The organism is Pelomonas aquatica (assembly GCF_026712205.1).
GTDB lineage: Bacteria > Pseudomonadota > Gammaproteobacteria > Burkholderiales > Burkholderiaceae_C > Pelomonas > Pelomonas aquatica.
The window spans coordinates 48,885-72,589 of sequence record NZ_JAPPUW010000019.1 but is presented as its reverse complement, the minus strand read 5'-3'; the positions used below and the strand labels follow the sequence as shown (position 1 = coordinate 72,589).

Genomic DNA, 23,705 nt, shown 5'->3' with positions numbered 1-23,705 from the left:
GGGAGCCGAGCTTGCCATGAGCGCCGTCCTCCCCGCCACCGCCCCAGGACACCGCGATAGCCGCCCGGCCCCGCGGCTGCCGCTGACGCGCCTCACGCTGCAGGCGCTGTCCCTGCTGGCCTGCCTGCTGCTCTGGCAGCTCGCCTGCGCCTACCGCCTCAACCTCGGTTTCATCAGCTTCGCCAACACACCGCGTCCGGCCGAAGTGCTGCAGGCGGCATGGCAACTCGCCCAATCCCCCAAGCTCTGGCCCCACCTCTCCAGCAGCCTCCTGCGCGTCGGCGCCGGCTTCGGCCTGGCCGCCGTCCTTGGCGTCACCCTGGGCCTCCTGATCGGCCGCCTGCGCCCCGTCCGGCTGTCGCTGCTGCCGCCGCTGGAAGTGCTGCGACCCGTCCCCGCCGTCGCGTGGATACCGCTCTCCATCCTGATGTTCCCGTCCTCAGAAGGCAGCATGATCTTCATCACCTTCATTGGTGCCCTCTTCCCCATCCTGCTCAACACCATCCACGGTGTCGAAGGCGTCGACCCCCGGCTCATCGCCTCGGCAAGGGGGCTGGGCACCCAGGACTGGCGGCTCTTCACCGAAGTGATCGCGCCCGGCGCGGCGCCCAGCATCGTGACGGGCCTGTCCATCGGCATGGGCACCTGCTGGTTCTGCCTCGTCACCGCCGAGATGATCGCCGGCCAGTACGGCATCGGCTATTACACCTGGGAGAGCTACACCGTTCAGGCCTATCCCAACATCGTCGTCGGCATGCTCGTCATTGGCGCGCTGGGCATGGGCAGCAGCGCCCTCATCACCTGGCTGGGTGCGCGGCTCATGCCCTGGCAGGGAGCCCAGCGATGAGCGCCGGACGGATCACGGTCGACCACCTGTCCATCGAGCTTGGCGAAGGTTCGGCGCGCTTCGAGGTGTTGCGCGACCTGTTCGTCACGATCGCCCCCGGCGAGTTCGTCTGCCTGCTCGGCCCCTCGGGCTGCGGCAAGTCGACGCTGCTCGGCGCGCTGGCCGGCCACCTCGCGCCGTCCCGCGGCAGGCTGGCGCTCGACGGCGAGTCCATCACCGGCCCCGCCCCGGACCGCGGCCTCGTCTTCCAGCAGCACACGCTGTTCCCCTGGAAGACCGCCATCGAGAACGTCGGCCACGGCCTGAAGATGAAGGGCGTGCCGCGCGCCGAGCGCAACCGGCGCGCCCTGGAGCTCCTGGAACTCGTCGGCCTGAAACGCTTCGAGCACCGCTACCCGCGTGAACTCTCCGGCGGCATGCAGCAGCGCGTGGAGATCGCCCGCGTGCTCATCAACCACCCGCGCGTCCTGCTGATGGACGAGCCCTTCGGCGCGCTGGATGCCCTCACGCGCAGCCGCATGCAGGAGTTGCTACTCGACCTTTGGGCGCGCATGCGCACGACCGTTGTGTTCGTCACGCACGACATCGACGAAGCCCTCTTCCTTGCAGACCGCGTCCTCGTCATCGGCCCTCGCCCGGGCCGCATCGTCGAGGAGATCACCCTCGACTTCGCCCGCCCGCGCAGCGCCGCACTGCTGACCGAGCCGGCGTTCGTGCAGCTCAAGCGGCGCTGCCTGTCGCTGCTGCGCGAGGACGCCGGCGCGCAAGCTCTTGAACGCCTCACACCACTGGGCACGCCCCGCTGGCGATTCGCGACATGACTGAACTGTTTGACCCCGAGGTGCAAGACCTCCTGAACCGCCTCGCCGACCCCGACCCCGGCGTGCGCCGCGTCGCCGTGCTGGACTTCGTCGACGTGGAAGACGCCGCCGTGCTGCCCGCACTCACCGGCCTGCTGCGCAACGACCCCGAGCCCACGCTGCGCGCCGAAGCCGCCCGGGCTCTGGCCGGCTGGGACGAGCCCGCCGTCGTGGATGCGCTCGCCGCCGCGCTCAGCGACACGGCCGAGGTGTCGACCGCCGCCGCACAGGCCCTCACCGAACTGAAGGACCCGCGCTCAGGCGAGCGCCTGCTGCCCCTCGCCGCCTCGCCCGACGCCTTCACCGGCGCTGCCACCCTGCGCGCCTTGCGCGAGCTGCGCGTACCTGCCGCCGCTGCACCGGCTCTCGCCGCGCTGCAGCACGCCGACGCCGCCGTCCGCCGCGAGGCCGTGGCTGTGCTCGGCTGGCTCAAGCACGCGCCAGCCCTGCCGCTGCTGAACCGCGTCGTCATCAGCGATCCCGACACCGAAGTCCGCCGCGCCGCCGCCGGTGCGCTGGGTCTGGCCGCGCCCGAGCAGGTCGCAACAGTCCAGGCCGCGCTGTGCGAATCCCTGCACGACGCCGCCTGGACCGTCCGGGAAGAAGCCGCCTCCACCCTCGGCAAACTGCGCGCCACCGCCTCGGCCGCGGCCCTGCGTGATGCGATGGTCGACGACTACTGGCAGGTCCGCCTGCGCGCTGCCCGGGCGCTGGGCCGCATCGGCGACAGGCAAGCCGTGCCCGCGCTGAGCGAGGCCCTCGTCCACGCTGCCGGCAACCTGCGCAAGGAAGCCGCCATTGCCCTCGGCGACATCGGTGACGCTGCGGCCGTTCCGGCCCTGCATGTCGCCGCGGCCGACCCCGACCCCGAGGTCCGCAAGGCCGCGCGCCTCGCCTTGCAGCGCCTCGGCGCGCCCGCCGGAATCGACCGATGAACACCTCCCTTCCGCTCACGGTCGGCCTCTCACCCCAACGTTTGCAACTGCAATGGCCCGACGGCACTGTCGACCTGCCTGCCGCAGCACTCCGCGCCGCCTGCCGCTGCGGCCCTTGCCGCGCCCGCGCGCTGCGAAACGAAGCTGCGGTTGAAACGCCCGTCGAGCTGGCCGGCGCCGAGCCCGTCGGCCAGTACGCCCTGCAACTGATCTTCAGCGACGGCCACGATCGCGGCGTCTACCCCTGGGCGCTGCTGCGCGAGCTGTGCGCTGCTGCGGGCCCTGCCCCGAGGCCGGCCGCGATACTGGCTTCTTCGAACGGGAGCGCGGTGCTCATCGGCTGACGCCCAGCAGCCTGAGGTTCTCTCTCGCCTGCCCGGCCACATCGCTCTGCACAGACGCCTCGGTCAGCACCCGCGTCCACAAGCTGCGGGCAGCCTTCACATCACCCCGCTCCCGCGCCGCAGCCGCCAGCAAGGCCAGCGCTGGCACATGATTGGGGTCCACGGCCAGCGCGCGTTTCAGCAGCGCCTCGGGATCACCCGCCAGCGGTTTCCATGCAGGTGCGTCAGCTCGAAGCGGAGGCCGGGGTCGCCCTGTTCGACAACAAGGCGCGGCGGGTGGTTTTGACGGATGCCGGCCGTGCGCTGCTCGTGCACGCCCGTGACATCCTGGCCCGTGTACGGATCGCCGAAGACGCCCTCAAGGCGCTCGAAGGGGACTTCAGCGGCCAGTTGCACCTGGGCGTGGTTTCGCCGGCCAACTACTTCGCGCCGAGGCTCATGCAAGCCTTTCGTGAGCTGTACCCCGCGGTGCGGGTGAAGCTGAGCATCGGCAAGCGGGGCGAGCTATGGCTGGATTGCAAGAGCACCGCCTTGACGTCGTGATCGCCGGGCTTCCGCCCGCGCACGCCGACATTGAGGCCGAGCCGTTCGCCCGGCACCCGCACTGCATCGTGGCGGCACCGTCGCACGTGCTCGTGGGCCGCAAGGGGCTGAGTTGGGCCGAGCTGCGCGACGAGCCGTTCCTATACCGGGAGGCCGGGTCAGCGACGCGCAACTTCCTGGAGCACCTTCTGCAGGCACACCAGCTGCAGGTTCACGTCAGCACGGAGTTGCACGGCAACGAGGCCATCAAGCAGGCCGTCATGGCCGACATGGGGATCAGCTTCATGTCCGCCAACGCCTTCCAGGTGGAGCTGGAGACCGATCGCATCGCCGTGCTGGACGTCGTCGAGATGCCGAAGATGCTGGACTGGTGCGTGCTGCAGAAGCGGGACACCACCCTGACGGGCATTAACGCGCTCTTCAAGACATTCGTGTTGACGCACGGAGCGGAGTACGCCGCCCGCAGGCTGGCCTGACGAATAACCCTAGCCCACGGCGTCAATGAATTTGCATCTGATGAATTCGCTGTGACGGGTCGTTGTACTTCCACTTGATGGGCTTGGGATCTTTGTTGTGCTCGCGGATGTAGCGCATCAGCTTTCGGCCCAGATCCCTCACCGAAGTGAAGATGCCGCGGCTGATGACGTCTCTCTGAATGCGCGAGAACCAGTTCTCGACCTGGTTCAGCCACGAGGGGTACGTCGGCGTGGAGTGCATCTGCACATTGCGATGTGCCGCGAGGAAGTCCGCGACGCGCCGGGTCTTGTGGCTGCTGACGTTGTCGCAGATGACGTGAATCTCGCGCTGCTCGGGCTGGCCGGCCACGATGTCAGTGAGGAATGCCACGAACTGCTCGCTGGTGTGACGCGGCGCGGTCTTGCCCAGGACCTCGCCGGTGGCGGTGTTCAAGGCCGCGAACAAGCTCAGCGTGCCGTTGCGCTTGTATTCGAAGCCGTGGCTTTCGGCGCGTCCTGGCGACAGCGGCAGCATCCGGTCCTTGCGATCCAGCGCCTGGATCGCCGTCTTCTCGTCGACGCGGAACACGACGGCATGAACCGGTGGATCAGATACAGCCCGATCACATCGGCGGGCTTGCGCTTGAGCGTTTCGTTCAGCACACCCGAGCCTCCAACTTCGCCACAGGCCGCTTGGGCTCTCGTCCCGGATGGCGCGCGTACATTCCCGCCAGTCGCTCGGCCAGAAAGCGGCTCGACCACAGCGAGATGAACCGCGAGTCGCACTCCAGCCTTTGCATGATCGCGTCGCGCGACTCCCCGTCTTCAAGCATGAGGATCATGCTTGGCCCTGCGCATGCCCGCCGCGCACCGTGCGGCAGCGCGCCGCCGACGCCAATTGCTGCCTCTCCGCATCCGTGAGATTCATCTCCCCCATGCGCCGCATCCGAACGCAGGTGGGGTGTGTTTTCATTGACGCGGAGGACTAGCGCGTCAGCCACCGCCTGAGCGCCTGGCTGGCGCCGTCCACCAGCACGACGAGCACGCCCATGGCCAGCAGCACGGTGGCCGTCTTGTGCATCTGGAACAGGCTGAGGTGGAAGAGCAGCATCTGCCCCAGGCCGCCGGCGCCGACGACACCGAGCACGGTGGCGGCGCGGATGTTGTTCTCCCAGCGGTAGAGGGTGTAGCTCAGCAGCTGCGGCACGACCTGGGGCAGGGTCGCGTACAGCAGCACGCGCGCGGCACCGGCGCCCTGGGTGCGCAGCGCCGCGGCCGGGCCGGGCGGCGCGTTCTCCAGCGCCTCGGCGAACAAGCGGCCCAGCACGCCGCTGGTGTGCAGCGCCAGCGCCAGCGTGCCGGCGAAGGGCCCGAGGCCGGCGCCGATGATGAGCAGGGCCGCCCACACCAGCTCGGGCACGGAGCGCAGCGCGTTCAGCAGCAGCCGCGCCGGCCCGCGGGCGCGCGCCGCATCGCCTGCGTGCAGCCGGGCTGCCGGCAGGGCCAGCAGCAGGCCGGCCGCGGCCGCCAGCAGCGTGCCCAGGGCCGACATGGCCAGCGTCTCCCAGGCGGCGGCCGCGGTCTTGGCCAGGAAGTCCGCCCCCAGCTCCGGCGGCGCGAACTCGGCCAGGAAGCGGCCCATGCTGGCCAGCGCCTCGCCCGAGGCCAGCGCCGCGAGATGCAGGTCCAGCGACAGGAAGCTGGCGACGATGAGGGCGAACACGCCGGCCACCAGCCAGCAGGCGCGGCAGCGCGCGCTGAACAGCGGCGGCGGCAGGCGGTCGGGCCGGTTCATGGCTTAACCCAAGGCCTTGCGCAGCCCGGCGCTGAGCCGGTCGGCCAGCGCGACGAGGCCGACGAACACGATCAGCATGGTCAGCACCTCGCCGCCGGCGAACATCTTCAGCGAGCCGTCCATCAGCTGGCCCAGGCCGCCCGCGCCGACGAAGCCGAGCACCACCGAGCTGCGGATCGCGCACTCCCAGCGGTAGACGGTGTAGCTCGTCAGCTCGGCGGCGTTCTGCGGCAGCAGGCCGTAGGCAAAGGCCTGCAGCCGGCCCGCGCCGTTGCGCAGCAGGGTCTGCGTGACCTGGGCCTCGCCGCTCTCCAGGATCTCGGCATAGACCTTGCCGAGCATGCCGGCATAGGTCAGCGCGATGGCCAGCACGCCGGACGCCGGCCCCAGGCCGACGACGCGCACGAACACCAGCGCCCAGACCAGCTCGGGCACGCTGCGCAGCGCCACCAGCAGCAGGCGCACGAGCTGGCGCAGCAGCCAGGGCAGCGCGGCCATGCGCCCGCGCAGCGCCGACACCGACAGCGCGCGCGTGGCCGCCAGCGTCAGCGGCACGGCGAGCAGCAAGGCCAGCGTGACGCCGGCCGTGGCCATCGCGACGGTGGCCCAGGTCTCGCGCGCCACCTGCAGCAGAAAGCCGCCGCCCAGGGCCGGCGGCAGGAAGCTGCGCAGGAAACGGCCGGTGGCGCGGACCGACTCGGGCTCCAGCAGCAGCCAGGGCCTGAACTCGGTGGCCAGCAGCAGCGGCCACAGCAGCACCAGGGCCGCCAGCAGGGCGCCCAGGCGGCCGCGCCAGGCCGGGTCGCGGCGGCCGGCGCTCAGCGGCATTGCATCGCCACCGGCGCGGGCGCGGCCGGCGTCTCGTGCGGCGGCGCGGCGCCGCCGTGCAGCTCGTCCTCGTGCTGGGCGTAAAGGCGGGCCAGCAGCTCGGGCGTCACGTCGGCCGACGGCAGATCGAAGGCGAGGCGCCCGTCGCGCAGGCCGACGATGCGCGGGAAATGCGCCAGCGCGGCATCCACCTGGTGCAGCGTGGCCACCAGCGTCACGCCGCGGGCCGCGGCCTCGCTCACCAGGGCCGAGACGGCGCGCTGGGCGCGGACCGGGTCCAGGGCCGACAGCGGCTCGTCCACCAGCCACAGCCCGGCCGGCGCGACCAGGGCGCGCGCCAGGCCGACGCGCTGGCGCTCGCCGCCGGAGAGCCGGTCCACGCGCTCGAACAGCTTGTCGCCCAGTTCGAAGACCTCCAGCGCCGCGTCGGCCGCCGGGATGTCGACCGGATAGAACAGCGAGCGCAAGGCCGTCCACAGGCTCCAGCCGGGCAGCCGGCCGGCCAGCACGGCCGTCACGACGCGCTGGCGCGGCGGCAGCGGCGGCACCTGAGGCAGCAGGATGAGGCGGCCGCGCAGCCGCTGCAGCGCGCGCGCCGGCAGGCCCCAGGGGTCGCTGCCGTCCACGCGCAGCGCGCCGGCCGACGGCGGGCGGGCGCAGGCCAGCACCTCCAGCAGCGTCGTCTTGCCGGCGCCCGACGGTCCGATGACGGCGAGCTGCTCGCCCGCGGCCACGTCGAGGCCGATGCCGGCCAGCACATCGGCCGCGCCGTGCCGCGCGGTCGCGTGGCGGGCGGACAGGCCTTGCAGCGAAAGTTTCACAGCGCCTTAGAGCAGACCAGCGCTCTTGGCGGCCGCCTCGATGCCCTTGTAGTTCTCCGGCTGCGTCGGCACGAAGCGCGTCGCGCGCTGCAGCTCCAGGATCTCCTTGCCCTCGGCCGTGTCGCGCGACAGCGCGAGCAGCGCCTGCCTCAGCTTGTCGCGCAGCGCGGCCGGCATGTCGGCGTGCACGCTCCAGTTGTAGTCGTAGTAGGTCGGCGTCGTGAAGAAGACGCGCACCTTGGCCGTGTCGACCTTGCCGTCGGCCACCAGCTTCTCCCACACCGAGATGTTCAGCGCGCCGGCCTGCACCTTGCCCGCCGCGACGGCGGCGACGGTCGCGTCGTGGGCGCCGCTGAAGGCCATGTGCTTGAAGTCCTTCTCGGGGTTCAGGCCGGCCTGCAGCAGGAAGCTGCGCGGCATCAGATGGCCCGAGGTGCTGCTCGGCGAGCCGAAGCTGAGGTCCCGGCCCTTCAGGTCGGCCAGCGTCCTGATGGCCGGGTCGGTCGTGATGAAGACCGAGCGGAAGCGCGTGTCCTCCTCGCGCTGCACCAGCGGGATGATCTTGCCGCCCGAGCGCGCATTGGCCTGCACGAAGGTGAAGCCGCCGAACCAGGCCAGGTCCACCTTGCGGTTGACCAGGGTCTCGACGGCCGCCGCGTAGTCGGTGACCGGCGCGTACTCGACCTTCACGCCGAGCTGGGTCTCCAGGTACTTGATCAGCGGCGCGGCCTTGCGCGCCAGCTCGGTCGGCGACTCGTCGGGGATGGCCGTGACGCGCAGCACCTGCTGGGCCTGCACGACACCGGCGGCGGCAAGCAGCAGGCCGCCGAGCAGGGCGCGGCGCAGCGGAGAAAGACGGGTCATGGCGGGCTCCGTGGAATGGCAGTCTGGGGGCCCTGCACTCTAGCCGTTCGCGCAGCTGCGAAAGCCCGCCGGCACGTCGCTGCGCGTGGCCGGGAAGAAGTTGCGGTAGCGCGGGTGGCGCAGCCGCGGCTGCGTGCAGTGCGAGGCGCCGCGCAGCACGGGGCGGCCGTCGAACCAGGGCGCGGAGTAGTCGCGGTAGGGATGGGGCAGGAAGCCGTCGAAGGGCGCGAAAGGGCTGGCCGTCCACTCCCAGACATCGCCCCAGCGGAAGGCCTCGGGCCGCGTGCAGGCGGCGCGCTCCCACTCGGCCTCGGTCGGCAGGCGCCGGCCGGCCCAGCAGCACCAGGCCAGGGCCTCGTCGCGGGTCAGGTGGCAGGCGGCCAGGCCGAGGTCCAGGGCCTGCCATCCGCCGTGCAGCCACTGCTGCCAGCGGCCGCCGTCGCAGCGCAGATGGCGCGGCGCGGCCTGGCCGGTGGCCTCGACGAAGGGCAGGTATTCGGCCCAGCGCAGCGCCTGCGCATCGATGCGGCAGGCCGGCAGCGCGACCTCGTGGGCCGGCAGCTCGTTGTCGAACGCAAAGCCCGCGCCGGCCGCGCTGCCCAGGCGCCAGGGGCCGGCATCGAAGGCCAGCTCCGGCGGCGGCTCGGGCAGCGCGCGCGGCTGCCAGCGCGCGTCGTCCACGGCCAGGCCCAGGCCGCGGGCCATGTAGAGCGCGGCCTCGTGGTGCATGTCCTCGTGCAGCAGCGCGAGGCGGAAGAAGTAGAGCGCGTCGTCACTGTCCCCATTCACTCGGCCGGCCTCGCCCAGCAGGGCCAGCGTGCGCGCGAGCTGGCGTTCGAGGTCGTCGCGCGTCGCGGCGGCATCGGGCAGGGGCAGCTGCCAGCGGCTGTCGTGCGGCACGCGGCTGGAGTCGTAGAGCGCATCGGCATCGGCCCGCAGCGGCGCGAGGCGCGGCGCGTCCGGGTCGGCCCGCCAGCCGCGCCCGCGCTCGGGGTTGCGCGCGATCCAGAACTCCTGGAACCAGCCGATGTGGCCCAGCTCCCACAGCGGCGGGTTGAGCTCGGCGCGCAGCGGCACGGCCAGGCCGGGCAGAGCGCGCTCGCAGGCGGCGAAGCGGGCCAGTGTGTCGGCGCGGCTGGCCGCCAGCGCCTCGGCCAGGGCTGCGGGTCCGCCCTGGCGGGCGTCGCGGGCGGCCCGCGTTAGGCTCGCGTCGTGCATCGTGATTCCCTCGTCATCGTGACGCCGGCGCTGGCCCAGGCCAACAACGGCAACTGGCAGACGGCGCAGCGCTGGGCGCGGCTGCTGCGGCCAGCTTACCGCGTGCGCCTGGCCGCGCAGTGGCGCGAGGGCGATGGCGGCGCGCTGCTGATCGCGCTGCATGCGCGGCGCTCGGCGGCCTCGCTGGCCGCCTGGCGCGCGGCGCATCCGGCGCGGCCCGCCGTGCTGGTGCTGACGGGCACCGACCTCTACCGCGACATCGCCAGCGACGCCAGCGCGCAGCGCTCGCTGGATCTCGCCGACACCCTCGTCGTGCTGAACGAGCTGGGGCCGCTCGGCCTGCCCGAGGCGCTGCGCGCCAAGGCCGAGATCGTGCTGCAGTCCTGCGCGGCGCGCGCACCGCTGGCGCATGCGCGGCGGCACCTGCGCGCCGTCATGGTCGGCCACCTGCGCGACGAGAAGGACCCGCGCACCTACTGGCGCGCCGCGCGCCGCCTCGGCGCAAGGCCCGACATCCGGCTCGACCACATCGGTGCCGCCCTCGACCCGGCCCTCGGCGCCGAGGCCGCCGCGCTGGCGGCGGCGCTGCCGCGCTTCCGCTGGCTGGGCGGCCTGCCGCATGCCCTGGCGCGCCGCCACATCCAGGCCGCCCATGTGCTGGTGCATGCCAGCCGCATGGAGGGCGGCGCCCACGTCGTCATCGAGGCCATCCGCAGCGGCACGCCGGTGCTGGCCTCGCGCATAGAAGGCAACCTGGGCCTGCTGGGCGCCGGCTACGAGGGCGTCTTCGAACCCGGCGACGACGCGGGGCTTGCCGCCCTGCTCGCGCGCGCCCGCGACGATGCCGATATGCTGCCCCGGCTCACCGCCCAACTGGCCCCGCGCGTGGCGCTGTTCGCGCCCGAGGCCGAGCGGGCCTCCCTGCACCGCATCGTCGCCGCGCTGCTCGCGCGCCCCACGCCATGAACGCTCCCGCCTGCCCTGCCCCGTCCGCCGAACCCCGCCTCACGTCGCTGTCCCACGGCGGCGGCTGCGGCTGCAAGATCGCGCCGGGCGTGCTGTCCGAGATCCTGAAGGGCACGACGGCCCTGCCCGTGCCCAAGGAGCTGCTGGTCGGCATCGAGACCGCGGACGACGCGGCCGTCTACCAGCTCAACGACGAGCAGGCCCTGATCGCGACGACGGACTTCTTCATGCCCATCGTCGACGACCCCTTCGATTTCGGCCGCATCGCCGCGACGAACGCCATCAGCGACGTCTATGCGATGGGCGGCCGGCCCATCCTCGCGCTGGCCCTGGTGGGCATGCCGATCAATGTGCTGTCCACGCAGACCATAGCCCGCGTGCTGGAAGGCGGCGCGGCGGTCTGCCGCGCGGCCGGCATCCCCATCGCCGGCGGCCACACCATCGACTCGGTCGAGGCCATCTACGGCCTCGTCGCCCTCGGCCTCGTGCACCCCAGGCGCGTGAAGCGCAATGCGGACGCGCGGCCGGGCGACGTGCTCGTGCTCGGCAAGCCGCTGGGCGTGGGCGTGATGAGCGCGGCGCTGAAGAAGGAGCAGCTCGGCGCCGAGGGCTATGCCCGCATGATCGACACGACGACCAAGCTGAACACGCCCGGCCCCGAGCTGGCCGAACTGGCCGGCGTGCATGCGCTGACCGACGTGACCGGCTTCGGCCTGGCCGGCCATGCGCTGGAGCTCGCGCGCGGCGCGGGCTGCACGGTCGAGATCGACTGGCGCGCCGTGCCCCTGCTGCCCGGCGTGCGCGAGCTGGCCGGGCGCGGCTTCGTCACCGGCGCGTCGGGCCGCAACTGGGCCGGCTATGGCGCCGACGTGGAACTGCCCGCCGGCTTCGCCACCGAAGACCGCGCGCTGCTGACCGACCCGCAGACCAGCGGCGGCCTGCTCGTGTCCTGCGAGCCGGCCGCCGTGGACGCGGTGCTCGCCACCTTCGCACGCCATGGCTTCGGCGCCGCCGCCGTCGCCGGCCGCGTGCTGCCGCGCCAGGGCCAGGCGCTGCGCGTCGCCGCCTGAGGGCGCGGAGCATGGCCTGGATGCTGTTGATCATTGCCGGCCTGTGCGAGGTCGGCTGGGCCATCGGCCTGAAGTACACCGAGGGCTTCACGCGGCTGTGGCCCAGCGTCGGTACCGTGCTGGCGATGATCGTCAGCCTGTGGCTGCTGGGCCTGGCGATGAAGACCCTGCCGGTGGGCACGGCCTACGGCGTGTGGGTCGGCGTCGGCGCGGTCGGCACCGTGGTGCTGGGCATAGTTCTGCTGGGCGAGCCGGCCACCGTGGCTCGCCTTGTCAGCGTGGGCCTCATCGTGGCGGGGATCGTGGGGCTGAAGCTGTCGTCGCCCTGAGCACTGCCTGCGTGGAGAGCAGGCCGGCGGGGGCGTGACTACACTGGAACCATGCACCCGCTGATCGAAACCCACCGCGCCAGACTGTTGGCCTTGGCACGCATGCGTGGCATGACGGCGGTGCGGGTCTTTGGCTCGATGAGTCGGGGCGACGGCAGCGGCGCCGACGCAGACAGCGACGTTGACCTGCTCGTGACCCTGGCCCCCGGGACCAGCGCGCTCGCCCTGGGCGGCCTGCTGCTGGATGCCCAGGAGCTGCTCGGCCGCCGCGTGGATGTCGTGACCGAAGCGGGCCTGCATCCGGCGTTGCGCGAGCGCGTGATGGCGGACGCCGTACCGCTGTGAACCCCGGCCCCGAGGCGGACAAGGTGCTGCTCGCGCACATGCGCGACTGCCTGGGAAGAATCCACGAATACACGAACGCCGAACGTGCGCGCTTCGAGGGTTCGCGTCTTGTGCAGGATGCAGTGATCCGCAATCTGCAGACCTTGGCCGAGTCGAGCCAGCGCTGGCCGAAGCCGTGACGCGGATGGCAGCGCGCCGAGACGCCCACGGTTAACCCGTGCGGCCGCGAACCGCCCGACGGCCTCTCAACGCGGCAGCGCCGCGACAGCACCCAGCCGCGCCATGTCCTCGCGAGCCCCCTCGCGCACCTCGGCGATGCGGGCCGTCAGCCAGCCCACGGCGAACCAGGCGGCCGGGTCGCGGGCCACGAGGGCCTGGTAGTGCGCGCGGGCGACGCCGAGGTCGTTGATCTCGCCCAGGCCGAGCTGGGCCGCGGCCAGCGCCTGCAGATGGCAGGCGGCGGCCTTGCGCGGCAGCAGCGGCGCGAAGAACTCCAGCGCATAGCGCTGGCGCTTCACGCGCTTGCGCAGTTCGTGCAGGGCCGGGCCGTCGAGTTCGTCGAAGGCCCGGCAGCTCTCGGCGATGGCCTTGTGCCAGCCGCGCAGGCGCTGGCGCGCGAGGCGCTTCAGCGCGTCCGGCGCGGGGGCTTGCGGGTCGAGCGCGGCGCGCCAGGCGACCCAGGCCAGCAGCAGCCGCTGCGCGTCGGCGGCCCGCACGAGGGTGGCGGGGTCGGGCGCGTCGACCGCGGCGGGCAGGGCCAGCGCCGGCGCACCGGCGCGCGCCAGCTCGGCCGAGACGCCGCTGCCGAGCACATCGCGGTCGCGCGTGGCGCCCAGCGCGGCGAACAGCGCGCGCAGGCCATCGACCAGTTCGGCCGGCGGCTCCACCGCCCAGCCGCGGAAGGCGCGCAGCCCGCTGCGCAGCCGGCGGATGCCGACGCGCAGCTGGTGCACATGCTCGGCGCGCAGGGCCGGGTCGCCCTCGGCCAGGCCGATCGCATTGCGACCGATCTGGTCCAGGCATTCGTCCAGCACGGCGCCCAAGGCCGCCGTCGCGCCGGCATCCGCCGCATAGCCGGGCAACGCGGCCTTGCGCAGCGCCGGGTGGGGCGAGCCGGCCGCGAGGTGGAAGCCGCGCTCGGCCTTGTTGCGCGGGTCGAGCACGAGGCCGAAGCGGGCGCGCCAGCGCTCCGCCAGCGCCAGCATCGCGACGGCCGAGCCCGACACCAGCTCGAACTCCAGCTCGCAGAGCTTCTGCACCGCGCCGGCCGCCGTCAGCCGGCCCTCGTCCAGCGCGATGTCGACGACGGCGCCGCGCGTGCGCACGCGGCGCGTGAGGCGGCGCACCTGGGTCTGGAAGCGCACGCAGGCCTCCAGGCCGGCCTCGCGCGCCTCGGCAAGCAGCGCCAGCAGCTTGCGGCCGGGCTCGGTGTCGGCATGGGCGGCAGGGTCGGGGCTGGCATCGGGGCGCAGGACCTCGTGCTCGAAGCGTGCCAGCGCGCCGCCCCGCGCGGCCTTCAGCGCCTGCACCCAGCGCCCGCCCTCGCGGCGCATGCGCCAGGCCAGGCCGGCGCGGGCGAGGCGCAGGTCCGGCGTGTCGAGATAGGCCGAGGTCCGCCAGGCCCGCCGCGGCTGGCCGCGCGCCGCCAGCTCGGCCGCGAGCGCGGCGCGTGCGCCCGCGGGCACGAGGAACTTCAGCTCGATCTCGGTGTGAGCGTCCAAATCGGTTCCATGGCATTGCGCACCACCCGCAGCGGATGAAACGAATGCAGAAATGCAATCACAGAGGCATAGAGCCACAGAGGGCTGCGTTCTCCGCGTGTCCTCTGTGTCTCTGAGCCTCTGTGGTTGCCTTGGGGTTTCATTTCGGCATCTGATCCGCCTTGCGATCCGCCGCCACCTTGACGGCATGCGGCCGTTCGCCGATCAGCCTGGCATAGGGCTTCCAGTCCACGCCGGCGGCGGCCAGGAAATCTTCGCCGTAGATGGTCTTGGTGGCCAGGCCCACCAGCGGCAGGCTGACCCAGCCGGCGCAGTCGGCCATCGTGAACGTGTCGCCGGCCAGGTAGGGGCCGAACCTGGCCAGGCGCTTGAACGCGGCGATGTTCTCGGGCAGCAGGCGGGCCACGCGCTTCTTCGTGCCCTCGCTGACCTGGCCGCCGAAGAAGGCCTCGGGATACAGCTCGCGCGCGACCAGCTCAAGATGCAGCTCGACATAGGTGACCAGCTCGCGCACCTTGGCCGCCTGCCAGGCATCGGCGGGGATCAGCCGCGGCGCGTCGGGGTAGGCGGCTTCGAGGTAGTCGACGATGACCTGGCTCTCGCACAGCGCGCCCTGCGGCGTCTTGATGAAGGGCACCTTGCCCAGCGGCGAGCGGCTCAGGACGGCCTCGTCGTGCGAATGCGCCTTGGTGTATTCCTCGGCGAAGGGGATGCCCTTCTCCAGCAGGACCAGCTTGACCTTGTTGTAGTAGTTCGACAGCGGGAAGCCGCACAGCGTGATCATGGGTGTCTCCAGGGATGAAGCAGGCAGTCTATGCAGGGCGCAATGCCGGCCCTGGCGCGGTGGCGACAGTCATCGGCGACTGACCAGCACGATGCCCGCCGCCAGCGCCACCAGGGCGGCCACCAGCCGGGCGCTGACGCCCTCGCCCAGCAGCAGCGCGCCGGCCAGCAGCCCGAACAGCGGCGTGCTGAGCGTGAAGACGGCGAGCCTGGTGGCCGCGTAGTGGCGGATGAGCCAGAACCAGGCCAGATAGCTCGCGAAGGACACGATGACGGCCTGGAAGCCGAACAGGCCCAGCAGCCGCGGCGACCACTGCGTCGGCAGGGCCTCGCCGGCGAACGCGGCCGCGGCGCACAGGGCCAGCGCCGACACGCCGAGCTGGTAGAGCAGCGTCTTCTCGGCCGGCGCCGAGCCCAGCCGCGTCGCACGGATGGCCAGCGTCGTGCCGCCCCAGAGCAGGGCCGCGGCCACGCCCAGCGCGTCGCCCCACCACTGCAGCGAGCCCTGCGGCGCCGCGAAGCCCTCCGCGAACGCGAAGGCCACCGCGCCGAAGGCCAGCACCAGGCCGGCCCACTGGCGGCCGGACAGCTTCTCGCCCTGCGCGATCCACGGCATGCCCAGGGCCACGACGAAGGGCGACAGATAGATGAAGACGACCATGCGCGACGCGCTGGTGTATTGCAGGCCGACGAAGATGCAGGCGAACTCGGCCGCGAACAGCGCGCCGGCCAGCAGGCCGCCCCACAGGCTGCCGTCGCGCTCGAACAGGCGGATGCCGCGCCACAGCGACCACAGCCACACCAGCAGCCCCGCCACGGCCGAGCGCAGCCCGGCCTGCCACAGCGGCGTGATCTCGGTCAGCGCCGCCTTGGCGGCGACCTGGTTGATGCCCCACAGCAGGCAGCACAGCAGCAGCAGCGAGATGGCGCGGGGGTCGAGGTGCGAGTGACGGGTCATGCCCTCTATGCTGCCAGCATGTCCAAGGTGACCCTCATCGGCGGCGGCGTGATGGGCGCGGCGACCGCCTGCTTCCTGGCCCGCGACCACGGCGCGGACGTGACCGTCGTCGAGCGCGATCCCTCGTATGCGCGGGCATCCAGCTCGCTGTCGCTGAGCTCCATCCGCCAGCAGTTCTCGCAGCCGGCCAACATCGCGCTGTCACGCTGGAGCCTGGCCTTCCTGCGCCGCGCAGCGGACGAGCTCGCCGTGGCCGACGACAGGCCGGCGCTGGGCCTCGTCGAGCCCGGCTACCTCTACCTCGCGACCGCCGCGGGCGCGGCCGCGCTGCGCGGCCTGCATGCGCTGCAGCGCGCCGAGGGCGTGGACGTGGCGCTGCTGGACCCGGCCGCGCTGGCCGCGCGCTTCCCCTGGCTGGCGACGGACGACCTCGCGCTCGGCTCGCTGGGCCTCGGCGGCGAAGGCTGGTTCGACGGCCCGGCCCTGCACCGCGCCTTCCGCCGCAAGGCCAGCGCCTGCGGCGCGCGCTTCGTCACGGCGGACGCCGTCGGCTTCGACACCGCCGGCGAGCGCGTGAGCGCCGTGCGCTGCGCGGACGGCGCCCGCATCGGCGGCGACGCCTTCGCCATCACGGCCGGCGCCTGGAGCGCGCCGCTGGGCGAGGCGCTCGGCGTCGCGCTGCCCGTGCATGCGAAGAAGCGCGACGTCTTCGTGCTGGAGACGCCGGCCGCCCTGCCCGGCTGCCCGCTGGTCATCGACCCGAGCGGCTTCTGGTTCCGCTCCGAGGGCGCGCTGATCCTGGCCGGCGGCCCGCCACGCGGCGAGGATGTTGACGACGCGCCGCTGGACCGCATCGACCACGGCCTGTTCGACGAACGGCTCTGGCCCACGCTCGCGGCCCGCGTGCCGGCGCTGCAGGCGCTGCGCGTGCGCTCCGCCTGGGCCGGCTACTACGAGATGAACGCCTTCGACCACAACGGCCTGGCCGGCCGCCTGCCGGGCTGGGCCAATGCCTTCACGGCCTGCGGCTTCTCCGGCCACGGCATGCAGCAGGCGCCGGCGGTCGGCTGGTCGATGGCGAAGCTGCTGGCGGGCGAGGCAGCGCCCCTCATCCAGGCGCTGACGCCGCAGCGGCTGCTCGACGGCAGGCCGCTGCTCGAAGCCAATGTGATCTAGGCGCCTACGGCGCGCTGGCCGGCCTGGCCGCCGCCGGGTTCTCGACCTTCTCGACCTTGGGGTCGTCCCAGCTGCCGCTGATGTGGAACTCGCGCGTGTTGGCCGCGGCCACCGGGCGGCTCAGGATCAGCTGGGCCAGGAAGGCGCCCAGCGCGATGGCCGGGTTGATGGCCGCATAGGCCAGCGAGGCGCCGCCGGCCGACACCTCGGGCACGATGACGACGCGCAGCTTCTGCGTCTCGGCGGCGAGGTCGGTGCTGCCGTCCACCAGCACGGCGGCCTGCAGGCCGCGGATGCGGATGTTGTCGCTGCGGGCCACGCCGGCGGCGATCTTCACGTCGCCGGTCACGCCGTCGAAGGTGAAGCCCTCGGCGAAGACGTCGCGGAAGTCCAGCAGCAGCCGGCGCGGCAGGGACTGCAGGCTGAGCACGCCCAGCAGCCGGCCGACGCCGGGCTCGGCCTTCAGGAAGGTGCCGGTGTCGAGCTGGATGTTCAGCGCGCCGGCCATGCTGGGGTAGTGGGGCGCCAGCGGAGAGCCGTCCCAGCCGATCTGGCCGGCCATCACGCCCTTGCCGCCGCGCAACACGGGGCTGTCCTTCTGGCCCTGGCCCAGGCGCTCCAGCAGCTTGCCGGCGTCGGCGATGTCGAGCTTCCAGTCGAGCTGGGTGCGGCGGCGGCCGTCGCCGCCCTTGATGGCGGTCCACAGCCCGCTGGCGTTCAGCGTCGCGTCGGGCGACTGGATCAGCAGCCTGTCCAGCTTCCAGTCGCGCGCGGCGGCCGGCGCCTGGGCCAGCACCTCCAGCCGGCCCAGGCGCTTGCCGCGCAGCTCGAAGTCGTCGACCTCGATGTCCAGCGACGGCAGCGGGCTGCTGCTGGCCGCGGCCTTGCCCGGGTCGATCAGCTCGCTGAAGGAGTCGGCCTCGGCGCGCGGCAGCGACAGCCGCGTGAGCCGCGCCTGCACGGCGTCGACGCTGCCTCTACCCAGGTTAACGCCGCGCAGCTCGATGCGGCCGGCCAGCTGCTCGGCGTCGAGGTTGAGGCGCCAGGCCGCGCCGTCGCGCGCGACCTGGGCGTTGACACGGCCGAGCTGGCGCCCGCCGACCTTGAGCGCCTGGCTGCGCAGCGCGACCTGGCTGGGCAGCAGGCCGGCGGCGTCGCCGTCGTCACCACCCGCGCCGCTGCCGCCGCCCAGCGCGCCCAGGCGCTGCTGCCAGGCGTCCAGGTCCAGCGCGGCGACACTGGCCTGCAGCAGCACGCCGCTGGCCGGCAGCGCGGGCAGCCGGTCCTGCACGGCCAGCGCGCCGCGCAGCACATGCGAGCCGGCGCCGGCGATGTCGCGCTGCAGCTGGGCCTGCAGCAGCGGCGCCGCGCCGGCGCCGAGCTCCAGCCGGATCTCGTCGCGGCCCGCGGTGGTGGGCGTCATCAGCAGGCGCAGCGGCAGTGCGGCGTCGGCCTCCTTGCGGGCCGGCGCCGGCAGGTCCAGGCCCAGGCCCTGCAGGCTGCTGGCCACACTGAGTTCGCTCTGGCCGTCCTTGCCGACGGCGAGCTGGAAGCGGTAGGCGGCCTGGCCGCTGGCGGCCTGGGCCAGCCGCGCGACGGCACCCAGCTCGGGCGCGCGGCGCAGGCCCTCGGCCGTGGCCTGGCCCTGCACCGCGAAGCGCAGGCTGCCGTCGCGCTGCGTGCCGCCGTCGATGCCGGCGTCGCCGCCGAGCAGGCGGGCCGTCATGCCGGTGAGCTGCAGGCCCTTGCGGTCGAAGTCGATGCGCCCGCGCGCGCCGGCCAGCGCCGGCAGCTCGGGGCGCAGCTTCAGGTCCACGCCGCCGAGCTGCAGCTGGCCCTTGAGCGTCGTCTGGTTCACGTCGTCCAGCGGGATGGCTATGCCCAGCTTCAGCCCGGCCGGGCCCTGGGCCGTGGCCGTCGTGAGGGCGTGGCCCAGCCATTCGTCCAGCGGCGAGCCGCGCACGAAGCGCAGCAGGTCGGCGCCGGCACCGCGGCCGGTGCCGTCCAGGGCCAGCACGCGACCGTGGTGCAGATCCTTGATGCCGCCATTCACGCCGGCCAGCTCGTAGCCCAGCACCTTGGCATGGCCGTTGCGGATCTGCATGCCGGCGCGCTCGAAGACGAGCTCGGCGTCCACGCCCTCCATCGCCGGCCAGTTCGCGCCCACGTCGCTGGGCGGCACATAGGCCAGCAGCACGCCCTGGGCCTGGGTGGCCACGCGGAAGACGCCGCTGGCGCGCGGGCCGTCGAACGGGAAGTCGTTGAGCTCGCCCTTCAGGCGCACGCTGATGTTGCGTGCCTCGCCGCCCAGCACCGCCCGCGAGACATAGCTGCGCGTGGCGGGCAGGCTCAGCGGGATGTAGCGGGCGATGCGGGTGGCCTCGGCGCGCTGGGCGCGGCCGCTGAGGTCAAGGTAGCCGGGCGTCGCCGCGCCGGCCGCGCGCCGCCACAGCAGCTCGAAGTCGCCGCTCAGGTCGGGCGTCTGCAGCTGCAGGTCGCGCAGGCGCAGCTCGACCTCGCCGCCCGGCCTGGCGCCGGGTGCGGGCAGCTTCCAGCTCATCTGCGTGGCGAGCCGGGTGATGGGCAGCACCGGCTCCTCGAACAGGCCCGGCAGCTCGACCTCGCCCTGGTGCACCGCGAGGCGGGCGCTGCCGCCGCGCTCGCTGGCGTCGAGTTCCAGGCTGGCGCCGCGCAGGCCGGGACGGCCGAGCTGGTCCGGCTGGCTGGCGGCCTTGGCCGCGATGGCCAGGCCGTCGAGCTGGGCCTTGACGCGATAGCTCTGCGGCGCGTCCAGCGGACCCTGCCACTGGCCGGCGAGGGCGGTCAGTACGCCGTGGGGGTCGAGCTCGGCCAGCAGCTGGTGGGCGCGCTCGCCGAGCGGCAGGCGCTGCGCGATCTGCGCCATCAGCGCGAAGTCCAGGCGCTGCGCGTTGACCTCGCCGCCCAGCACGGCGTCGCCCTTGCCGAGCTGCAGGCTGACGCCCCAGTCCGAACGCGGCCAGGCGATGCCGCTGCCATTGGGGTCCGTGCTGACGAAGCCGAGCTGCCGGGCCTGCAGGCTCAGGCGGTCCTTGGCGCGGGCCAGGTCCAGCCGGCCTTCGATGTGGTCCAGGTTCAGCTCGGGCGCGGATTCGAGCAGCCTCAGCCGCACCGAGCGCAGCGCCAGGTCCAGCGTCGCGCCGGTGGGCTGGCCGTCCCTCAGCTCGGCCCAGGCGCGCACGGCGCCGTCGCCCTCGCCGAGCTGGAAGGGCAGGTCGACGTGGCGGCGCAGCTGGCTCAGGTCGGCGCGCGGCAGGTCGGCGTAGAGCTGGCCGCTCCAGTGCTGGAACTCGCCGGGCCGCTTCAGCAGGCTCTGCGTGAAGCGCCCGCGCAGCGTGAAGCGCTCACCCCAGTCCCGGGGCGGCGTGGCGTCCAGGCGCAGCGCGTGGCGGCGCAGGCCGTTGCGCAGGATGAAGTTCAGCTCCGACAGCTCCAGCGGCCGGGCGTCGGCGCGCTTCTCGTCCACCCAGCGCACGCGGCCGTGCACGATGGCGAGCTCGGGCTGGCTGAACAGCCAGTCCAGGCCGGCCTCGGTGGTGCCGGTGTCGGCATGCTCCGCCGCGTCCAGGCCCATGCCGCCGATGAAGATGCGGCCCTGGGCGTCGCGGCGGATGGTCAGCTCCGGCGCGTCGATGAGAAGCTGGGAGAAGCGCGGCTCCAGCGCGATCAGCGACTGGGCCGACAGCACGGCCGCCACGCGCGGCAGCTGCAGCGCCGGGCGGCCGGCGGCGTCCAGCACGCGCACCTCGCCCAGCTCCATGCGCGGCATCCAGCCGCCCGATTCGACCGTGATGCGGCCGATGCGCAGCTCTACCCCCAGAGCCTTTGAGGCTTCCTTTTCCAGCCAGGGGCGCCAGTCATTGGCGTGCGGGAGAATGGCCCAGTGCAACACGCTCCAGGCCACCACCCCCACCGCCCACAGCAGGGCCAGCAGCAGCAGCAGCCAACGCAGGCCGTGCCAGCACAGGCGCAGGGGCCAGCCGGCGGCGCGGGAGCAGTGATGGAGGGCGGCCGAGAAGAAGTCAGACACGTTGTCTTTGGGCACGCTGAAAACCGGCCGGCAGGCAATCTAGCACAGGGTCATGAGCGCACTGTTTCCCGTCGTTGCTGAACACAGCCGCTATGTGCAGCGCGTGCGCCGCCGCTACGGCGCCGAGCTGGCGCTGCTGCCGCCCGGCCTGCCCGACCGCGCCGCCGTCGCGGCGCTGATCGACACGCTGGCCGCGGACCGACCGCTGGCCAGCACGCTGCGCGTGGCCCGCCATCTGGTGCTGGAGCGGCTGGCGGTGCTGGACATCGAGCAGGGCGCCAGCGTGACCGATGTCACGCTGGCGATGACCCATCTGGCCGAGGTCACGCTGGACATCGCGCTGCGCGCGGCCCGCGCCGAGCTGGACGCGATCCACGGCGAGCCGCGCACGGCCGACGGCCAGGACATCGCGTTCTGGGTGCTGGGCATGGGCAAGCTTGGCGCGCGCGAGCTCAATGTGTCGTCCGACATCGACCTCATCTACGTCTACGAGGACGATGGCGCCACGCACGGCTCGCGGCCGGTCACGGCGCACGAATATTTTTCGTCCGTCGCCAGGCGGCTCTACGCGCTGATCGGCGACGTGACCGACGACGGCCAGGTCTTCCGCGTCGACCTGGCGCTGCGGCCCAACGGCAAGAGCGGCCCGCCGGTCGTCAGCCTGGCCATGCTGGAGGAATACTTCTTCGTGCAGGGCCGCGAGTGGGAGCGCTTCGCGTGGCTGAAGAGCCGCGCCGTCGCGCCGCTGTCGGGCCCCGGCGCGCCGGGCGACCCGCGCACGCTGCAGCTGCGCCACCTCGTCACGCCCTTCGTCTACCGGCGCTATCTGGACTACGGCGTCTTCGAGAGCCTGCGCCAGCTGCACGGCAAGATCCGCAGCGAGGCCAAGGCCCGCGCGGCCGGCCGGCCCGAGCGCGCCAACGACGTGAAGCTGTCGCGCGGCGGCATCCGCGAGATCGAGTTCATCGTGCAGCTGCTGCAGGTCGTGCGCGGCGGCCAGTTCCCCGAGATCCGCACCCGCTCCACCGTCAAGGCCCTGGCCCAGCTCGCGGCCGGCGGGCTGATGAAGCCCGACACGGCGCAGCGCCTGGCCGACGCCTATGTCTTCCTGCGCCGCGTCGAGCACCGCATCCAGTTCCTGGATGACCAGCAGACCCATTGCCTGCCGCAGGCCGACGCCGACCTGGCCTGGATCGCCGCGTCGCTGGGCATGCAGTGCAGCCGCGAGGCCTGCGAGCTGTTCGAAAAACTCGGCGAGGTGCGCGAGCTTGTCGCCACCGAATTCGACGCGCTGCTGCACGGCACGCCCCAGCAGTCCGGCGGCTGCAGAGGTGGCCAGTGCGGCGGGCCGAAGCCGGCCGTCGACGGCGAGGATTTCCTGAACGGGCTGCCGCCGCAGCTGGCCGCGGCCGTGCGCGCGCTGGCCGAGACGCCGCGCGTGCAGGGCCTGCGCGAGGAATCGCGCCAGCGCCTGGCCAAGCTCTTCCACCGCGCCGCCCAGGCCGTGACGGCCGGCGAGTGCTCGCTGGACGCCGCGCTGCGCTTCGTCGACTGGGTCGAGCCGCTGCTGCGCCGCGAGAGCTATCTCGCGCTGCTCGTCGAGCGCCCCGCCGTGCAGCAGCGCCTGCTGCGCCTGCTGGACCTGGCGCGCTGGCCGATGCGCTATCTGATGCAGCACCCCGGCGTCATCGACGAGCTGGCCGACCCGCTGCTGCTGACGGCCCGCTTCGACCGCGCGGCCTTCATCGCCGACCTGCAGGATCGCGAACGCGGCTGGGCGCGCAGCGGCGAGGCCGACGAGGAGGCGCTGCTGGACACGCTGCGCCGCGCCCACCATGCCGAGGTCTTCCGCACGCTGGTGCGCGACGTCGAGGGCCGCATCACGGTCGAGCAGGTGGCCGACGACCTGAGCCTGCTGGCCGACGCCGTGCTGCAGGTCGCCATCCAGTGGGCCTGGGCCCGCTTCGGCAAGGCCCACCGCGCCGAGCCGCGCCTGGCCGTCATCGCCTACGGCAAGCTGGGCGGCAAGGAGCTGGGCTATGGCGGCGACCTGGACGTCGTCTTTGTCTTCGACGACGAGGACGAGAACGCGGCCGAGATCTACGGCGCCTTCGTGCGCCGCCTCATCACCTGGCTGACGCTGCGCACCGCGGCCGGCGAGCTTTTCGACATCGACACCGCGCTGCGGCCCAACGGCAACTCGGGCCTGCTGGTCACGTCGCTGGCCCACTTCGAGGCCTACCAGACCGGCCGGGGCAGCAACACCGCCTGGACCTGGGAGCACCAAGCCATCACGCGGGCGCGCTTCTGCGCGGGCGACGCCGACCTGGCCGAGCACTGCGAGGCCGTGCGCCGCCAGGTGCTGACGGCGCCGCGCGACGCCGAGGCCCTCGGGCGCGAGGTGCGGGCCATGCGCGAGAAGGTGCGCGCCGCGCGGCCGGTGCGCGAGGGCCTCTTCGACGTGAAGCACAGCGAGGGCGGCATGATGGACGCCGAGTTCGCGCTGCAGACCCTGGTGCTGGCCAATGGCGCCGACCACCCCGAGCTGCTGGACAACCTCGGCAATATCGCGCTGCTGCAGCGCTGCGAGGCCGTCGGCCTGCTGCCGGCCGGCGTGGGCGTCGGCGCGGCCAATGCCTACCGCGAGCTGCGCCGCGTGCAGCACAAGGCCAGGCTGGACGAGCAGTCCACCGCGCTGGACGAGCAGGCCGCCGCGCCGCTGGCCCCGCACCGCGACGCCGTGCGCGCGCTGTGGCGGGCCGTGTTCGCTTGATCTGC

Annotated in this window: 22 protein-coding genes and 1 pseudogene; 12 read left to right on the top strand and 11 right to left on the bottom strand. The window is 73.0% G+C overall.

Annotated features, from left to right (window positions below):
- The first annotated feature begins 16 nt into the window (after positions 1 to 16).
- From NYP07_RS18660 to NYP07_RS24155, 5 genes and pseudogenes are all read left to right on the top strand, one after another.
- Positions 17 to 847 carry an ABC transporter permease gene (locus tag NYP07_RS18660; protein ID WP_268153150.1) on the top strand — a complete coding sequence of 277 codons (831 nt, stop codon included), beginning with the start codon at positions 17 to 19 and terminating at the stop codon, positions 845 to 847.
- The gene (locus NYP07_RS18655) at positions 844 to 1,668 is read left to right on the top strand and encodes an ABC transporter ATP-binding protein (RefSeq protein ID WP_268153149.1); all 825 of its coding nucleotides are present in this window, start codon (positions 844 to 846) and stop codon (positions 1,666 to 1,668) included. The genes NYP07_RS18660 and NYP07_RS18655 overlap by 4 nt, the downstream gene beginning before the upstream one ends.
- Positions 1,665 to 2,642, top strand: a complete 978-nt coding sequence (locus tag NYP07_RS18650) for a HEAT repeat domain-containing protein (RefSeq protein ID WP_268153148.1) — start codon at positions 1,665 to 1,667, stop codon at positions 2,640 to 2,642. Before NYP07_RS18655 ends, NYP07_RS18650 begins: the two co-directional genes overlap by 4 nt.
- A complete protein-coding gene (locus NYP07_RS18645; protein WP_268153146.1) occupies positions 2,639 to 2,986 on the top strand; it encodes a DUF971 domain-containing protein in 348 nt (115 codons plus the stop codon). The genes NYP07_RS18650 and NYP07_RS18645 overlap by 4 nt, the downstream gene beginning before the upstream one ends.
- 213 nt (positions 2,987 to 3,199) lie before the next feature.
- A pseudogene (locus NYP07_RS24155) lies at positions 3,200 to 4,005 on the top strand (LysR substrate-binding domain-containing protein).
- A 22-nt stretch (positions 4,006 to 4,027) separates the two neighbouring features.
- Here the strand turns inward: NYP07_RS24155 and NYP07_RS18630 are convergent.
- From NYP07_RS18630 to senA, 7 genes are all read right to left on the bottom strand, one after another.
- Positions 4,028 to 4,672 (bottom strand): IS630 family transposase, encoded by a 645-nt coding sequence (locus NYP07_RS18630; RefSeq protein WP_378990821.1) that lies wholly within the window; start codon positions 4,670 to 4,672, stop codon positions 4,028 to 4,030.
- Positions 4,641 to 4,826 (bottom strand): hypothetical protein, encoded by a 186-nt coding sequence (locus tag NYP07_RS24150; RefSeq protein ID WP_378990823.1) that lies wholly within the window; start codon positions 4,824 to 4,826, stop codon positions 4,641 to 4,643. Before NYP07_RS24150 ends, NYP07_RS18630 begins: the two co-directional genes overlap by 32 nt.
- A 143-nt stretch (positions 4,827 to 4,969) precedes the next feature.
- Positions 4,970 to 5,779 (bottom strand): phosphonate ABC transporter, permease protein PhnE, encoded by an 810-nt coding sequence (phnE, locus tag NYP07_RS18625; protein WP_268153140.1) that lies wholly within the window; start codon positions 5,777 to 5,779, stop codon positions 4,970 to 4,972.
- Positions 5,780 to 5,782: 3 nt separating this feature from the next.
- Positions 5,783 to 6,607 (bottom strand): PhnE/PtxC family ABC transporter permease, encoded by an 825-nt coding sequence (locus tag NYP07_RS18620; protein ID WP_268153138.1) that lies wholly within the window; start codon positions 6,605 to 6,607, stop codon positions 5,783 to 5,785.
- Complete coding sequence (locus NYP07_RS18615) at positions 6,598 to 7,428, bottom strand: phosphonate ABC transporter ATP-binding protein (RefSeq protein WP_268153137.1); 831 nt, start codon at positions 7,426 to 7,428, stop codon at positions 6,598 to 6,600. The genes NYP07_RS18620 and NYP07_RS18615 overlap by 10 nt, the downstream gene beginning before the upstream one ends.
- Positions 7,429 to 7,434: 6 nt before the next feature.
- The gene (locus tag NYP07_RS18610; protein ID WP_268153135.1) at positions 7,435 to 8,292 is read right to left on the bottom strand and encodes a putative selenate ABC transporter substrate-binding protein; all 858 of its coding nucleotides are present in this window, start codon (positions 8,290 to 8,292) and stop codon (positions 7,435 to 7,437) included.
- 39 nt (positions 8,293 to 8,331) lie between these two features.
- Entirely contained in the window at positions 8,332 to 9,510 is a 1,179-nt protein-coding gene (gene senA / locus NYP07_RS18605) for a selenoneine synthase SenA (RefSeq protein WP_268153133.1), read from the bottom strand.
- Between senA and senB the strand changes: the two genes are divergently transcribed.
- From senB to NYP07_RS18580, 5 genes are read left to right on the top strand one after another with little or no spacing between them, the layout of a single operon-like run.
- Entirely contained in the window at positions 9,505 to 10,476 is a 972-nt protein-coding gene (gene senB / locus NYP07_RS18600) for a selenoneine biosynthesis selenosugar synthase SenB (protein WP_268153131.1), read from the top strand. The two genes, senA and senB, sit on opposite strands and share 6 nt — an antisense overlap.
- Positions 10,473 to 11,546 carry a selenide, water dikinase SelD gene (selD, locus tag NYP07_RS18595; RefSeq protein ID WP_268153129.1) on the top strand — a complete coding sequence of 358 codons (1,074 nt, stop codon included), beginning with the start codon at positions 10,473 to 10,475 and terminating at the stop codon, positions 11,544 to 11,546. Before senB ends, selD begins: the two co-directional genes overlap by 4 nt.
- A gap of 11 nt (positions 11,547 to 11,557) precedes the next feature.
- Entirely contained in the window at positions 11,558 to 11,875 is a 318-nt protein-coding gene (gene sugE, locus NYP07_RS18590) for a quaternary ammonium compound efflux SMR transporter SugE (protein ID WP_268153128.1), read from the top strand.
- A gap of 51 nt (positions 11,876 to 11,926) precedes the next feature.
- On the top strand, positions 11,927 to 12,220 hold the full coding sequence (locus NYP07_RS18585; protein ID WP_268153126.1) for a nucleotidyltransferase family protein: 294 nt from the start codon (positions 11,927 to 11,929) through the stop codon (positions 12,218 to 12,220).
- The gene (locus tag NYP07_RS18580) at positions 12,217 to 12,399 is read left to right on the top strand and encodes a HepT-like ribonuclease domain-containing protein (RefSeq protein WP_268153124.1); all 183 of its coding nucleotides are present in this window, start codon (positions 12,217 to 12,219) and stop codon (positions 12,397 to 12,399) included. The genes NYP07_RS18585 and NYP07_RS18580 overlap by 4 nt, the downstream gene beginning before the upstream one ends.
- Positions 12,400 to 12,465: 66 nt before the next feature.
- On the opposite strand, the gene NYP07_RS18575 is transcribed toward NYP07_RS18580, so the two are convergent.
- The 3 genes from NYP07_RS18575 to NYP07_RS18565 form a co-directional block, all read right to left on the bottom strand.
- Positions 12,466 to 13,941: a CYTH and CHAD domain-containing protein gene (locus NYP07_RS18575; protein ID WP_268153122.1), complete on the bottom strand. Its 1,476-nt coding sequence runs from the start codon at positions 13,939 to 13,941 to the stop codon at positions 12,466 to 12,468.
- Positions 13,942 to 14,080: 139 nt separating this feature from the next.
- A complete protein-coding gene (locus NYP07_RS18570) occupies positions 14,081 to 14,725 on the bottom strand; it encodes a glutathione S-transferase (RefSeq protein ID WP_268153120.1) in 645 nt (214 codons plus the stop codon).
- Positions 14,726 to 14,794: 69 nt separating this feature from the next.
- Positions 14,795 to 15,682 (bottom strand): DMT family transporter, encoded by an 888-nt coding sequence (locus NYP07_RS18565; protein WP_268153118.1) that lies wholly within the window; start codon positions 15,680 to 15,682, stop codon positions 14,795 to 14,797.
- 18 nt (positions 15,683 to 15,700) lie between these two features.
- Here NYP07_RS18565 and NYP07_RS18560 point away from each other — a divergent pair, with 18 nt between their 5' ends.
- On the top strand, positions 15,701 to 16,858 hold the full coding sequence (locus NYP07_RS18560) for an NAD(P)/FAD-dependent oxidoreductase (RefSeq protein WP_268153116.1): 1,158 nt from the start codon (positions 15,701 to 15,703) through the stop codon (positions 16,856 to 16,858).
- A gap of 4 nt (positions 16,859 to 16,862) precedes the next feature.
- Here the strand turns inward: NYP07_RS18560 and NYP07_RS18555 are convergent, their stop codons facing one another.
- A complete protein-coding gene (locus NYP07_RS18555) occupies positions 16,863 to 20,927 on the bottom strand; it encodes a YhdP family protein (RefSeq protein WP_268153114.1) in 4,065 nt (1,354 codons plus the stop codon).
- A gap of 52 nt (positions 20,928 to 20,979) precedes the next feature.
- Here NYP07_RS18555 and glnE point away from each other — a divergent pair, with 52 nt between their 5' ends.
- Positions 20,980 to 23,700, top strand: a complete 2,721-nt coding sequence (gene glnE, locus NYP07_RS18550) for a bifunctional [glutamate--ammonia ligase]-adenylyl-L-tyrosine phosphorylase/[glutamate--ammonia-ligase] adenylyltransferase (RefSeq protein WP_268153112.1) — start codon at positions 20,980 to 20,982, stop codon at positions 23,698 to 23,700.
- The last annotated feature ends 5 nt before the right edge of the window (positions 23,701 to 23,705 follow it).